The 11,926-nt window shown below is 64.6% G+C and carries 18 protein-coding genes; 9 read left to right on the top strand and 9 right to left on the bottom strand.

Annotation, left to right across the window (positions count from 1 at the left end):
* The first annotated feature begins 9 nt into the window (after nucleotides 1-9).
* The 3 genes from thiS to KBP54_RS02675 are packed head-to-tail and all read left to right on the top strand — an operon-like array spanning nucleotide 10 to nucleotide 2,086.
* Nucleotides 10-207, top strand: a complete 198-nt coding sequence (gene thiS, locus KBP54_RS02685; protein WP_070362966.1) for a sulfur carrier protein ThiS — start codon at nucleotides 10-12, stop codon at nucleotides 205-207.
* Nucleotides 208-209: 2 nt separating this feature from the next.
* Nucleotides 210-1,001, top strand: a complete 792-nt coding sequence (locus KBP54_RS02680) for a thiazole synthase (RefSeq protein WP_070362967.1) — start codon at nucleotides 210-212, stop codon at nucleotides 999-1,001.
* The gene (locus tag KBP54_RS02675; protein ID WP_070362968.1) at nucleotides 998-2,086 is read left to right on the top strand and encodes a ThiF family adenylyltransferase; all 1,089 of its coding nucleotides are present in this window, start codon (nucleotides 998-1,000) and stop codon (nucleotides 2,084-2,086) included. The genes KBP54_RS02680 and KBP54_RS02675 overlap by 4 nt, the downstream gene beginning before the upstream one ends.
* 6 nt (nucleotides 2,087-2,092) lie before the next feature.
* Here the strand turns inward: KBP54_RS02675 and KBP54_RS02670 are convergent, their stop codons facing one another.
* The 6 genes from KBP54_RS02670 to KBP54_RS02645 form a co-directional block, all read right to left on the bottom strand.
* On the bottom strand, nucleotides 2,093-2,278 hold the full coding sequence (locus KBP54_RS02670) for a DUF4282 domain-containing protein (protein WP_240492828.1): 186 nt from the start codon (nucleotides 2,276-2,278) through the stop codon (nucleotides 2,093-2,095).
* Nucleotides 2,259-2,444, bottom strand: a complete 186-nt coding sequence (locus KBP54_RS02665) for a DUF4282 domain-containing protein (protein WP_070362969.1) — start codon at nucleotides 2,442-2,444, stop codon at nucleotides 2,259-2,261. Before KBP54_RS02665 ends, KBP54_RS02670 begins: the two co-directional genes overlap by 20 nt.
* An 84-nt stretch (nucleotides 2,445-2,528) precedes the next feature.
* Nucleotides 2,529-3,164, bottom strand: a complete 636-nt coding sequence (locus KBP54_RS02660; RefSeq protein WP_070362970.1) for a DUF305 domain-containing protein — start codon at nucleotides 3,162-3,164, stop codon at nucleotides 2,529-2,531.
* A 60-nt stretch (nucleotides 3,165-3,224) separates the two neighbouring features.
* Nucleotides 3,225-3,704, bottom strand: coding sequence for a YdcF family protein (locus KBP54_RS02655; protein WP_336296784.1), 480 nt, complete (start codon nucleotides 3,702-3,704; stop codon nucleotides 3,225-3,227).
* A complete protein-coding gene (purE, locus tag KBP54_RS02650; RefSeq protein WP_070362972.1) occupies nucleotides 3,697-4,197 on the bottom strand; it encodes a 5-(carboxyamino)imidazole ribonucleotide mutase in 501 nt (166 codons plus the stop codon). The genes KBP54_RS02655 and purE overlap by 8 nt, the downstream gene beginning before the upstream one ends.
* 18 nt (nucleotides 4,198-4,215) lie before the next feature.
* On the bottom strand, nucleotides 4,216-5,379 hold the full coding sequence (locus KBP54_RS02645; RefSeq protein ID WP_070362973.1) for a 5-(carboxyamino)imidazole ribonucleotide synthase: 1,164 nt from the start codon (nucleotides 5,377-5,379) through the stop codon (nucleotides 4,216-4,218).
* A gap of 57 nt (nucleotides 5,380-5,436) precedes the next feature.
* On the opposite strand from KBP54_RS02645, the gene budA reads away from it, so the two are divergent.
* Nucleotides 5,437-6,174 carry an acetolactate decarboxylase gene (budA, locus tag KBP54_RS02640; protein WP_070362974.1) on the top strand — a complete coding sequence of 246 codons (738 nt, stop codon included), beginning with the start codon at nucleotides 5,437-5,439 and terminating at the stop codon, nucleotides 6,172-6,174.
* On the opposite strand, the gene KBP54_RS02635 is transcribed toward budA, so the two are convergent.
* Entirely contained in the window at nucleotides 6,175-6,636 is a 462-nt protein-coding gene (locus tag KBP54_RS02635; RefSeq protein ID WP_240492739.1) for a hypothetical protein, read from the bottom strand.
* 10 nt (nucleotides 6,637-6,646) lie between these two features.
* Nucleotides 6,647-7,369: a biotin--[acetyl-CoA-carboxylase] ligase gene (locus tag KBP54_RS02630; protein ID WP_256006209.1), complete on the bottom strand. Its 723-nt coding sequence runs from the start codon at nucleotides 7,367-7,369 to the stop codon at nucleotides 6,647-6,649.
* Between the two features lie 31 nt (nucleotides 7,370-7,400).
* Here KBP54_RS02630 and KBP54_RS02625 point away from each other — a divergent pair, with 31 nt between their 5' ends.
* The 5 genes from KBP54_RS02625 (at nucleotide 7,401) to KBP54_RS02605 (ending at nucleotide 10,672) form a co-directional block, all read left to right on the top strand.
* The gene (locus tag KBP54_RS02625; protein ID WP_070362977.1) at nucleotides 7,401-7,823 is read left to right on the top strand and encodes a DoxX family protein; all 423 of its coding nucleotides are present in this window, start codon (nucleotides 7,401-7,403) and stop codon (nucleotides 7,821-7,823) included.
* A 105-nt stretch (nucleotides 7,824-7,928) separates the two neighbouring features.
* Nucleotides 7,929-9,455 carry an acyl-CoA carboxylase subunit beta gene (locus tag KBP54_RS02620; RefSeq protein ID WP_256006207.1) on the top strand — a complete coding sequence of 509 codons (1,527 nt, stop codon included), beginning with the start codon at nucleotides 7,929-7,931 and terminating at the stop codon, nucleotides 9,453-9,455.
* Nucleotides 9,456-9,470: 15 nt separating this feature from the next.
* Nucleotides 9,471-9,674 (top strand): acyl-CoA carboxylase subunit epsilon, encoded by a 204-nt coding sequence (locus KBP54_RS02615; RefSeq protein WP_070362979.1) that lies wholly within the window; start codon nucleotides 9,471-9,473, stop codon nucleotides 9,672-9,674.
* Between the two features lie 3 nt (nucleotides 9,675-9,677).
* Nucleotides 9,678-10,271, top strand: a complete 594-nt coding sequence (locus tag KBP54_RS02610; protein ID WP_070362980.1) for a Maf family protein — start codon at nucleotides 9,678-9,680, stop codon at nucleotides 10,269-10,271.
* 5 nt (nucleotides 10,272-10,276) lie between these two features.
* Nucleotides 10,277-10,672: a DUF3151 domain-containing protein gene (locus KBP54_RS02605; protein ID WP_070362981.1), complete on the top strand. Its 396-nt coding sequence runs from the start codon at nucleotides 10,277-10,279 to the stop codon at nucleotides 10,670-10,672.
* 38 nt (nucleotides 10,673-10,710) lie between these two features.
* Here KBP54_RS02605 and KBP54_RS02600 read toward each other — a convergent pair whose 3' ends face one another.
* Complete coding sequence (locus KBP54_RS02600; protein WP_070362982.1) at nucleotides 10,711-11,769, bottom strand: Cj0069 family protein; 1,059 nt, start codon at nucleotides 11,767-11,769, stop codon at nucleotides 10,711-10,713.
* Nucleotides 11,770-11,926 lie beyond the last annotated feature (157 nt).

The following is an 11,926-nucleotide window of genomic DNA, read 5'->3' as shown; positions in this document are numbered from 1 at the left end:
AGGAGCATCATGCGCATCATCATCAACGAGAAGCCCCATACCTTCGACACCGCGCCGACTGTGCGGTCGCTGGTCGAGGAGGTCGTCGGCCACGCAGAAGGCGTCGCCGTCGCTGTCAATGGCAAGGTTGTGCCCGCAAGTCGCTGGGACAGCTCGCTTGCCGACGCCGACACCGTCGACATCCTCACCGCCGTCCAAGGAGGCTAGACGTGCTGAACATCGCCGACAAGAAATTCGACTCCCACCTGATCATGGGCACCGGCGGGGCGACCAGCCAGCAGTTGCTCGAGGACGCGCTGGTGGCCAGCGGCACGCAGCTGACCACCGTGGCGATGCGTCGGCATGCCGCCCGCACCAATGGCGGCGAGAGCGTCTTCGAGATGCTCACCCGGCTCGGCATCGATCCCCTGCCGAATACTGCGGGCTGCCGCACCGCCCGCGACGCGGTGCTCACCGCGCAACTGGCGCGCGAGGCGCTCGGCACGAACTGGGTCAAGGTGGAGGTCATCGCGGACGAGCACACGCTGCTGCCGGACGTCGTCGAGCTTGTCGACGCCTGCGAGCTCCTCGTCGCCGAAGGCTTCGTCGTGCTTGCCTACACCTCCGACGACCCGGTCGTCGCCGCCCGCCTGGAGCAGGTTGGGGTGCATGCGGTGATGCCGCTCGGCTCTCCGATCGGCACCGGCCTTGGCATTTTGAACCCGCACAACATCGAGCTGATCTGCGCGCGTGCGCAGGTGCCCGTGCTTCTCGACGCCGGCGTCGGCACCGCTTCCGACGCCACCTTGGCCATGGAACTCGGCTGCGACGGCGTGCTGCTCGCCAGCGCGGTCAACCGTTGCCAGGACCCGGTCGCGATGGCGCGTGCGATGCGACACGCGGTCGAGGCTGGCCGGCTCGCGCGGGATGCGGGTCGGATTCCGCGGCGGACGCATGCGGAAGGGGCGTTGGCGTCGTCAAGCTTTGATGGCCTAGCGAGCTGGGCGGATGAGGTCCTATGAGCCTGTCTCACGCTGAGCTGCGGCGCACCGCGCGCCAAACGCTGCTGCCCGGCTTCGGGCTAGCGGGCCAAGAGGCGCTGAACCGCGCGCGGGTGCTTGTCATCGGCGCGGGCGGGCTCGGCTGCCCGGTGATGCAGGCGCTGGCGGCCACAGGTGTCGGCACGATCACGGTGATTGATGATGACGTGGTGGATGACACCAACACCCACCGCCAGATTCTGTTTAGCGCCTCCGACGTGGGCCGGCCCAAGGTGGAGGTGGCAGCCGAGCAGCTGCGCCGACACCGCGCAGACGCCACGATCGTGCCGCTGCGCAAGCGCCTCGACACCTCCAACGCACCTGGGCTGTTCCGCGAGCACGACCTGGTCATCGACGGCTCCGATACCTTCACCACGAAGTTCCTCTCCGCCGACGCCGCCGAAATTACTGGCACGCCCCTGGTGTGGGGCTCGGTGCTGCGCTTCCACGGCGAGCTCGCGCTGTGGTACTCCGGACCGGATGCACGCGGGGTCGGGCTACGCGACCTCTACCCCACCCACCCGGCACCCGAGGACACTCCGGACTGCGCCACCGCCGGCGTGCTCGGGGTGACGACCTCGGTCGTCGGCGGGCTGATGGCCACGGAGGCCGTGAAATACCTCGCGGGCATGGACGCCGAGGTCGGTGTGCTCCATGTCTACGAGGCGCTCGCCGGGACGCTCCGGCGCTTCGAGGTCGCTGCCGACCCGCAGCGCGAGCTGGTCACCGAACTCGTCGCCGAAGCTGCCCCGTGTATGCTGCCGCCAGACGGCGAGAAAACGCGCCTACTCGTGCAGGTCGCGGATGGTCACGCCACAGCGCTGGACGTGCGCGAACTCGGTGAAAAAGCGATCAAGGACCTGCCGCACGCGTCCTTCCACCTGCCGGCCTCGGTGTGGCGCGAAGACCCGGACGCCGCGCTCGCACTGCTCGATACGCTGCGCGGCGCGGGCGAGGTCGTGGTCTACTGCGCCTCCGGTAAGCGCTCGGCCGATTTCGTTGCGCGCTTCGGCGAGGCTGCCGCCGCGCGCGGCCTCACTCTGCACAGTTTGCCGGGCGGGGTCTAGCGACCCCTAACGACGCTGCGCCGCTGCGATCTCGGAAGTGTTCTGCGCCGTCTTGATCGCCGAGACCATGAATTCGAGGGTGACGCGCGCGCTGATCAATGAGAACAGCGCGAAAAGCGTACCGAAGAGAAGGAAGCCGATCAGCATGAGCAGGCCGGTGCCAAAACCAACACTAAACGTAGCCAGCGACACCAAAAGGCCGAAGACCCCAGCACAGTCCGATGAAGACTGCGGAGATCAGGTAGATCACGCGGGCGAACTTCAGGGTGATGTACTGGGAGAAGGAGAAGTCGAAAAGCGCGGAGAAGAAGCCGTCGGCGGTCTGCTTGCTTTGCGCGGCGTTGAAGTTGGCGATCATGGGTGTTCCCTTTCAGTCGTATTACAGGTGCACTACGAACTTATACCCGGGTTAACGCGCTCCCGCTTCGTTTATCCAGGTTGGTTACTCAGTCAGCAGGCTTTCGCCTCTGGCTTCCAGGAGTTGTTCCATCTCGTGCATCTCAGCGGTTTGCACGTCGACCATTTGTTGAGCCAGTTCCACGAGAGGCTGGTAGCCGCCGTTGTCGATTTGGTCTTGGGTCATGGCAACGGCACCCGCGTGATGGAAATGCATGAGCTGGAGGAACCGGGTGTCTGCTTCCTCGCCCGAAAGTGATTTCAGCTGGTCCATCTGTTCTGGAGTGATCATGCCATTGGCAATGTGTGGGGCGTGATGTGCCATCAAGTCACCCTGGTCCCATTGTTCAGCCCAGTCGACCATGGTGTCGATTTCTTCTTGTTGCCCGATTTTAATCCGTTCGGCCAAGTCCGCGGTGGCTTCGCTGATGCCATCGGCGGCCAGGATGATCTCGCTCATGTCCACGGCTTGCTGGTGATGCGGTGTCATCATCGCGAGAAAATGCAAATCGACCCCATTGACTTCTGCGGGTTGGTTGGCCCCGGCAGTCACTGCGGCACCGTCCTTGTCGGTCTGGGGCGCGTCTGTGGCGTCTTGGCCATCTCCGGCGCATGAAGCCACGCTGGCCCCCAGTACTGCAACGGTGATCAAGCCGGTGATGCGGCGATGTAAGTGTGTCATGAATGGAGCCTTCCTAGGACTGAAGCACATGGCACCAAAAGTAGCACCATCGGATGTACTCTAGCGCATTTTGTGCATAAGGCGTCGCCACACAACCCGCGCCGCGGAGTGCGGCAACGCAACGAGCTCGCGCGCGTAGTTCTTCGGCCGGGAGCGGCGCGGGGTGCGCGCAGGCACCATCTCCACTGGAATCCCCAGGTGCCAGGCCCACACGCGCGTGCGGCGCACGTGGAAGTTGCTGGTCACCACGATCAGCCGCGGCGCGTGCGGGAACAACGCGCGGGTACGCTCGAGGTTTTCGTTCGTCGACGACGCATGGGGCTCCTGAATGATCAGTTCACGGGGCACGCCGCGCTCGACAAGCCAGCGAGCCATCACGGCCGCCTCCCCGCGGCCGGTGACCACGATGGCGCGCCGCACGCCAGCGTGCGCGTTCGTCCGCCAGCGGAGCAGTGCGCTGCAGAGCCGGGCGTGCAGCATGCGCGACGGGTGGCCGTCGACAATTCGCGCACCCAGCACCACGATGGGACTGCTACTCACCCAGCAACCGGCTGCGCAGCGCGGCATCCTTACGCTCAACTTCGGCCGCCATGTCGGCCTGGTACTTCGCCATCTTGTCCACTAGTTCCGGATCCCCGGCACCGAGCATCCGAACAGCAAGCAGGCCCGCGTTCTTCGCGCCGCCGATAGACACCGTCGCGACTGGAACACCCCCTGGCATCTGCACGATGGAAAGCAGAGAATCCAGCCCGTCAAGGTCCTTCAATGCGCGAGGGATACCGATGACTGGCAGTGGCGTTGCCGCGGCAACCATCCCCGGCAGGTGGGCTGCCCCACCGGCGCACGCAATGATGACCTGGATGCCACGTTCATGTGCTTGCTTCGCATAGGCAAGCATCTTCTCAGGGGTGCGGTGCGCGGAGACCACCCCGACCTCAAACGGCACCCCGAACTCCGCAAGTACCTCTGCGGCAGGCGCAACCGTGTCCCAGTCCGAATCCGAGCCCATGATGAGGCCAACGCGTGCGTTCATGAAGAAACTCTCCTCCTGTTAGTACCAGTTCGCGTGAACAATAAAGTGCGCGGCGTGCTGCGCAATTGCCAAGGTGGACGTGGCGTCGTAGCCGGTGACGTTGACGTGTCCCATCTTGCGCCCAGGGCGCCAGCTCTTGCCGTACAGGTGCACCTTGGCCTCCGGGTAGCGGCGCATCACCTCGATGACGCGCTGCTCCATCGGCATCTGCGGATCCTCCTCCGCACCGAGAGTGTTCACCATCACCGTGACCGGCTCGAGCGTGTCCACGGACCCGAGCGGCCAGTTCAGGACCGCGCGCAGGTGCTGCTCAAACTGGGAGGTCACGCAGCCGTCCTGCGTCCAGTGCCCCGTGTTGTGCGGGCGCATCGCAAGCTCGTTGACCAGAATTTTCGACGCCCCGTCCTCCCCGATGCACTCGAAGAGCTCAACGGCGAGCACGCCCGTAACGTCAAGCTTGGTCGCAATATTGGTGGCAAGATCACGGCACTGTTTCGCCACATCAGCCGGCAGTTCTGGCGCTGGAGCAATCGCGATATGGCAGACGCCGTCCGCCTGCCGTGACTCGACGACGGGCCACGCCTTGACCTCGCCGTCCCGGTTGCGCGCCACCATCGCGGAAAGTTCGCGGGCGAAGTTCACCTTTTCTTCCGCGTAGAGCACAACGCCCTTCTCAAGCAGATCGGTGACCAGCTGCTCGCACTCTTGCAGGGTCTCTGGGAACCAGACGCCGTGCCCGTCGTAGCCTCCGCGCGTCGCCTTGACGCACACGCGGCCGTCGACAAGCTTCCAGAACTCGCGGGCGTCCTCCACGGAGTCAAACTTCGCAAACGGCGGCACCGGTGCCCCCAGCTCCTTGAGCTTGGTGCGCTGCTCAAGCTTGTCCTGGGCGTAAATCAGCGCCTGGGGGCGCGGCTCCACGTTGTAACCTTCGTCCAGCAGGCGCTGCAGGAACTCGTTTGGGACGTGTTCGTGGTCGAACGTGATCGCCGAGGCACCCTGGATGGTTGCGTGCAGGTCGTCGAAGTTGGTGTAGTCACCAAGCTGGACGTCACCAAACACCTGGGCGGCCGAGGCGTCCGGGGCGCCTGCGAGCACCCTGGGCTGCATTCCAAGTTCGATGGCTTCCGTGTGCATCATTCTGGCAAGCTGACCGTCACCGATAACGGCAACTCTGGGCATTCCTTGAGCGTCTCTCACAACGAACTACCTTAGCCTTATGGGCGCTACGATGTGGGCATGACTGAAACGAATCCCGCGATTGTTCGCCATACCATCTTCCAAAACTCGTTGATGACCGCGCTTCTCGACGGCATCTACGAAGGCGAACTGACCATCGGAGACATCCTCGGCAAAGGAAACTTCGGCCTTGGCACCTTCGACGGGCTCGACGGAGAGATGATTATTCTCGACGGCGTGTGCTACCAGCTCACCAGCGACGGCAAGGCGCGCGTCGCAAGCCTTGACCAGCGCACACCGTTTACCGTGGTCACCAACTTTGTGCCGCGCATCCGCGTCGACGCGCCGAAAGGGATGCGGCGCGCGGAACTGGCCGAGTTCATCGACGCGCTCGAGCCGAGCCACAACTTCTTCTACGCCGTCAGAATCACCGGCACCTTCGACGAGGTGGTCACCCGCACCGTGACCAAGCAGGAGAAACCGTACCGCCCCATGACGGAGGCCATCGGCGATGACGCCGAGCACCACTTCACCGACGTACACGGCATCATCGGCGGCTTCCGCACGCCCGCCTACGCCAAAGGCATCGGGGTGCCCGGCTGCCACGTCCACTTCATTGACGACGCCCGCACCGCCGGCGGCCACGTGCTCGACTACACCATCAACGACGCCGTCATCGAGCTGTGCCCCGCCACCGACATGGATCTGCACCTGCCGATCACGGCAGACTTCCAGGCAGGCAGCCTCAGCCCGAGCGACCTGGACAGCCAGCTGCACACAACGGAAATTAAGGAGTAGTTAGCGGCGGCGCAGGCTCTCGTCCAGCGCACGCTCCACCGCACGCGCCTTCCCCACCTGCGGGAAGAACACCGGCTGGTCGAACCCCCACAGGGCGATGGACAGCCCGCCGCGCTGGCGTCGAAAAGAATGAATCTGGCGCAGCGGGATGGAGTCGACCGCACCGCGCGCCGAGCGGGCGAGGATGCGGCGGTCGGTGAGCAGGAAGCGCTGGCGGCGGTGGCGAACCACCGGCAACACAAAGCGCCACACTGACAGCAGCGCCCACACCGCAACCACGATGTTGTGCGCCTGGGGGTTCACAAACGGGGTGACGTCCATCCAACCGATGGCAATCCAGGCGATCCCGGTGATCACGATGAGCTCGAGCAACGGGAAAATAAGGCTCGTTAACGGCGGGTTCGTGTCGGCGAGGACGGCCTCGCCCTCTGCCAGCTGAAACTTCACCCGCGACTGTTGCACGGCACAGATCCTACTGTTTCGGCCGGAGGTGGTGCACATCTCCGACGCTGTATGCCGTGCCGTCGATGATCACTTCGCCCTCGTCGTTGACGCCATCGACGGTGCCAATCACCTCGCCGTCATGCAGCTCAATGCGCACGTGCTGCCCGATCGTGCTGCACACTTTGCGGTAGTCGGCCAGCAGCTGCGGGTCGCGCTGCTGCCACTGCGCGAAACGTTCACCCATCGCGCACAGCACCTGCGTGGTGAAGTCCACGAAGTCGACGTCGATCCCCTCGAGATTCAGCGCCGTTGCGGTGGGGATGGGCAGCTGCTCGGGCTCGAAGTTGAGGTTGATGCCGATGCCGACCACTACGCGCCCGTCCGCCAGTCCGGAGAGAATCCCGGCGAGCTTCTTCCCGCCGATCTGCACGTCGTTCGGCCATTTGAGCTGGGCCTGCGGCACGACGTCGGTCACCGCGACGCCGGGCGCGATCGACAGCAGCCCGAACGGTGGCGGGTTGTCGTCGATGCGCAGCACCATGCTCATCGCCAGTTGCGCACCCTTCGGGCTGACCCACTTGCGGCCAAGTCGCCCGCGCGACGCCGTCTGCTCCCCCGCGATGAGCACGGTGCCCGGCTCGCCTTCACGCAACAGATCGTCGTTCGTCGACCCGGTGGTTTCCACCCAGCGCACCACCGGCCAATACTTTTCGACGCCCCGCTGGAGCCTGCTCAGTTCTTCAGCATTCATGTTGACCTAATCTAGCGCTACTGTTAGACACATGACGATTCAACGTTTCCTCCGCAAGGCACTCATCCCGACGTTCGGGGTGGCCGGCATCCTGCACTTCATCAAACCAGAACCTTTCGATTCGATCGTTCCCGAGTCCCTCCCAGGTGAGGCCCGGACGTATACCTACGCGTCCGGCGCCGCGGAGTTGGCAGCTGCTGTGCTGCTGGCCGCGCCCAAGCTTGGCCCGGCGTCACATGCGGGACACCAGAAACGTGCGCCGAAGCTGCGCAAACTCGGTGGTGGCTTCGCAGCAGCGCTCTTGCTGGCCGTGTGGCCTGCGAACTTCGAGATGGCCCGCCAGTGGCGCAACAAGCCGTGGCAAAAGCAGGTGATCAGCATCGGTCGACTTCCGCTGCAGCTGCCGCTGATCTCAGCTGCGTGGAGCATTTTCAAGGACCCGAGCATGCGCTAAGCGCGTTGCCCGTGCCGTGTTGGCGTCCTGGCACCTGAAACATAAGGGCCCCGCCGCGCGATTTATAATGTGGTTTTCTTTCCGTGCTAGTTAGACTGAGGCGATATGGGCGATAAATCTTCTTCCAAACCTGACATGTCGACGACTGCAGGCCGTATCCAAGATCTGCGCAACCGGCTTGACGAGGCCCAGGCGCCGCTTGGCCAGGACGCGATCGACGCGGTCCACGAGGCCGGGGACCTGACTGCGCGTGAGCGTGTCGAGCGTTTGTTGGACGCGGGCTCCTTCGTGGAGGTCGACGCGCTGGCACGCCACCGCGTCGAGGCATACAAGATGGACCGCACCAAGCCGTCGACGGATGGTGTCGTGGCCGGCTATGGCCTCATCGACGGCCGCCGCGTGTGCGTATTCTCCCAGGACGCCACCATTTTCGACGGCGGCATCGGCGAGGTGTACGCCGAGAAGATCCTCAAAGTCTACGAGCTGGCCGCAAAGACTGGCGTGCCGGTAATCGGGTTCTACGACTCGCTCGGCCCGCGCTGGCAGGAGGGCGTCGTCACGGCGCATATGCAGGCGAAGATCCTGCGTGCTGCGACGCAGGCTTCTGGCCTGGTGCCGCAGATCGCCGTGGTTGTCGGCGAGGTTGCCACGCTTGCTGCCACCACCGTCCCGCTGGCTGACATGCGCATCATGGTTGATGGCGCAAGCCTTCATCTGGCCGCAACCGACGTCGCCTCCAAGGTCGCTGGTAGCGAGGTGACCGCGGAGCAGCTCGGCGGCGCGGACGTCCACGCGGCCACCACTGGTGTTGCAAACATTCGCGTCAGCACCGACGAGCAGGCTGTCGACGAGGTGCGCAAGCTCATGAGCTACCTGCCGCTGAACAACCGCGCGGCTGCTCCCGTGGCTGACGCCGCCGAGGGCGCTGACGCCAGCGTGCTTGACTCCCTGGTTCCCGACGAGGACGCCCAGCCATACGACATCACCACCGTCATCGAGACGATCACCGACGGCGACTTCTACGAGCTCGGCGGCGCCCACGCCGGCAACGTCGTCACCGGGTTTGCGCACATTGACGGTCGGGCGCTCGGCATCGTAGCCACGCAGCCAAGTGTGCTCGCTGGCTGCCTGAGCGCCGACGCTGCCCGAAAGGCCGCGCGCTTCATCCGCACCTGCGACGCGTTCAACCTGCCGCTGCTGCACATCGTGGACTGCCCAGGCTTCGTCCCGACCGTCGAGGAGGAGCAGGCAGGCGCCCTGTCCGCTGCGTCCACGCTGGCGTACGCCTTCGCTGAGGCCCAGGTGGGCACCATTACTGTGATCACGCGCAAGGCGCTCGGCACCGCCTACTCGGTGCTCGGCTCGAAGGGCCTGGGCGCTGACCTTGTCTTCGCGTGGCCGACCGCGCAGATCGCGCTGGCTGACGCACCGACGGCTGCTGAGGCGTTGGGCGTCGATACGCAGGCGTACGAGGAAGAAAACCTCAACCCCTACGTCGCTACCGAGCGCGGCCTTGTCGACGCCGTCATCGCACCTAGCGACACCCGCGCCCAGGTCGTGGAGGGCCTGCGCCTGCTGGAGCGCAAGGTTGTCTATCCGCCGCAGAAGAAGCACGGCAACCTGCCGCTGTAACCACGAAAGGAACGTATGTCTTCCCTCCCCTTCGACGTTGTGAAAGGCAACCCCTCCCCCGAGGAGGTCGAGGCGCTGCGCCTCGTGCTGGAGCAACTGCAGCAGCAGGCGCAGGCGGCGAAGCGCGGGCAGCGCAACCTGTGGGGCGTAGCGCCATCGCCGGTGCATGCGCCGACTCTGTTTAACCCGCTCGCGTTCTCCCCTTCGACGTACTCCTAAGCCATGCGGATTGTTCTCGCCTCACAGTCGCCGTCGCGCCGAATGTTGCTCGAGCAGGGCGGCATCAAGCCGGTGCTTCGGCCCGCCAACATCGACGAGGATGCGGTGATCGCCTCGCTTGTCGACGCCCCACCAGCGCACACCGTCGCCGCCCTCGCCCGCGCTAAGGCTGAGACCGTCGCCGGCGAGTTCCCTAACGACGTCGTGGTCGGCTGCGATTCCATGCTGCTTCTGGACGGCCAGCTGCTGGGCAAGCCGCACACCGTTGAGGCCACGATCGAGCGCTGGCGTGCGCAACGCGGCAAGGCCGCAGAGCTGCTCACCGGCCACGCCGTCGCCTACAACGGCGAGTGGGTCACGGACACTGTGCGCACCACCATCCGCTTCGGTGAGGCAAGCGACGCCGACATCGTCGCCTACGCCAATTCCGGCCAGCCGCTGCAGTGCGCGGGCGCGTTTACGCTCGAGGCGCTCGGCTCCTGGTTTATTGACTCCATTGACGGCGACCCAACCAGCGTCATCGGCTTGTCGATGCCGCTGCTGCGGCGCTGCCTCTATCACTTCGGACTGGACACGTCGGAGTTCTGGGTATCCTAGTCGGCATGAAGTTCAACGACATGCTTGCCCCTGACCCGATCCACCTCCCAGAAGACCCAGCCACCGGCTGCGATCTGCTCGCCGACGCCACCGCCGTCGCACACCCTGACTCCCCCGCCGTGTGGGCCGCCCGCGCCGAGCGCGAGCTGGCAGACGGCGACACGATCGTCGCCTACGCGTACGCCCGCACCGGCTACCACCGCTCGCTCGACCGGTTGCGCGCCAACGGCTGGAAGGGCTGGGGCCCGGTTCCGACCTCACACGAGGCGAACGTGCCGGTGCTCAAGGCTATCGCGATGCTCGCCCTGGCCTCCAAGGCCATTGGCGACGACGCCGAGTACGACCGCTGCCGCCAGATGCTTTCCGATGCCGACCCGGACAGCGTAACTACGCTGCTCTAAACCCCGGGCGGCGCCATGGCTCGTATGGCTAAACGCGACTAGGCGAACTTCGCCTCAACGCGCTTGATTGCCTCCTGCGCAACGAGCTCCTGGATGCCCATGTCGAGCTCGGAGGTAAAGCCAACGCAGGAGCAGTTGATCTCGCCGAGCACGTAGGTGTCCTCGCCGTTCTCGCCGTCGGCCAGCATGAAGTCCGCGGTCCAGATGAGCGGGATGTTGTCGCCGCCGAGGTTCTCGGCGATGACCGGGCGGGCCTCAGCGAACATGTCGATGAGCTCCTGCCATGCCTCTGGCTTGTCGTAGGTGTACGTTGCGCCGGAGAACAGGGTTGCAGAGAAGTTGTCGCCGCCCTCTGCCGGCTTCTTGTGCACAACGAACACCGGGTGCGGGCCGACGAGCAGAATGCGGATCTCGCCCTCGACGATGCGTGGCATGAAGCGCATGTCCACCAGCATGCCGTTGTCGCCAACGATGTACTGGTTGCAGAAGGTCATGAACTCGCCGAGCTCGCGCGTCTCGGTGTGGTTGTCGACGGCCTCGGTGCAGCGGATCTTGGTGTCCAGTGGCAGCGCGGTGCCCGGCTCGACGGAGGCCGCGAGGTCCTCGTCAGCGATGCGGACGCGCCAGATGCCCTCGCCGGTTGAGCCACGGTTCTGCTTCAGCACGCGCTCGCCGTAGGACAGGGACGTCGGGAAGGTCTCATGGAAGGTATCGACGTCGTAGTAGGCGGCGGTGTCGGACGGGACGAGGTCGGTGTCCTTCAGCTTCACCAGGGCGTCCTTCGCGCCGTAGGCCATCATCTCGCCCGGCGTGGACATGCCGACCAGGCCCGCAACCGAAAGGCTGGTGAGCAGGTCGAAGTAGCCCTTCTCACCGCCAGGGATGTTGCCTGGGTTTACGCGGGAAATGTAGCCGTCAAAGTTCTCGGAGACGTAGGTGTAGATCGCGTCTTTCCACTCGGGGCGGTAGAAGACAACTTCGGCGTGCCATCCCATAGCCTTGATCGCGTTGACGATCGGCATGGTGTCTTTCCGGTGTCCGTCGAAATACTTATCCGAGCCGCCCTCGACCTCGAATACGACGATAGCTTTATGCATGGGGCACCTTTCTAGTCATTGTCCCACCTTGTGGGTGGAAACGGGTGTCTATATGTTCCAATTAGTAACTTTATTTGGCAGGATGAATTTTTCCGCACTCGCCTGGGAAAACGTGCCCAAATTCACACCGCGTATAACCCCCGTGAATACACCCTGC

It is taken from the genome of Corynebacterium pseudogenitalium (assembly GCF_024453815.1).
GTDB lineage: Bacteria > Actinomycetota > Actinomycetes > Mycobacteriales > Mycobacteriaceae > Corynebacterium > Corynebacterium pseudogenitalium.
Note: the sequence above shows the minus strand (reverse complement) of the source record. Positions and strands in the feature narration are given on the sequence as shown.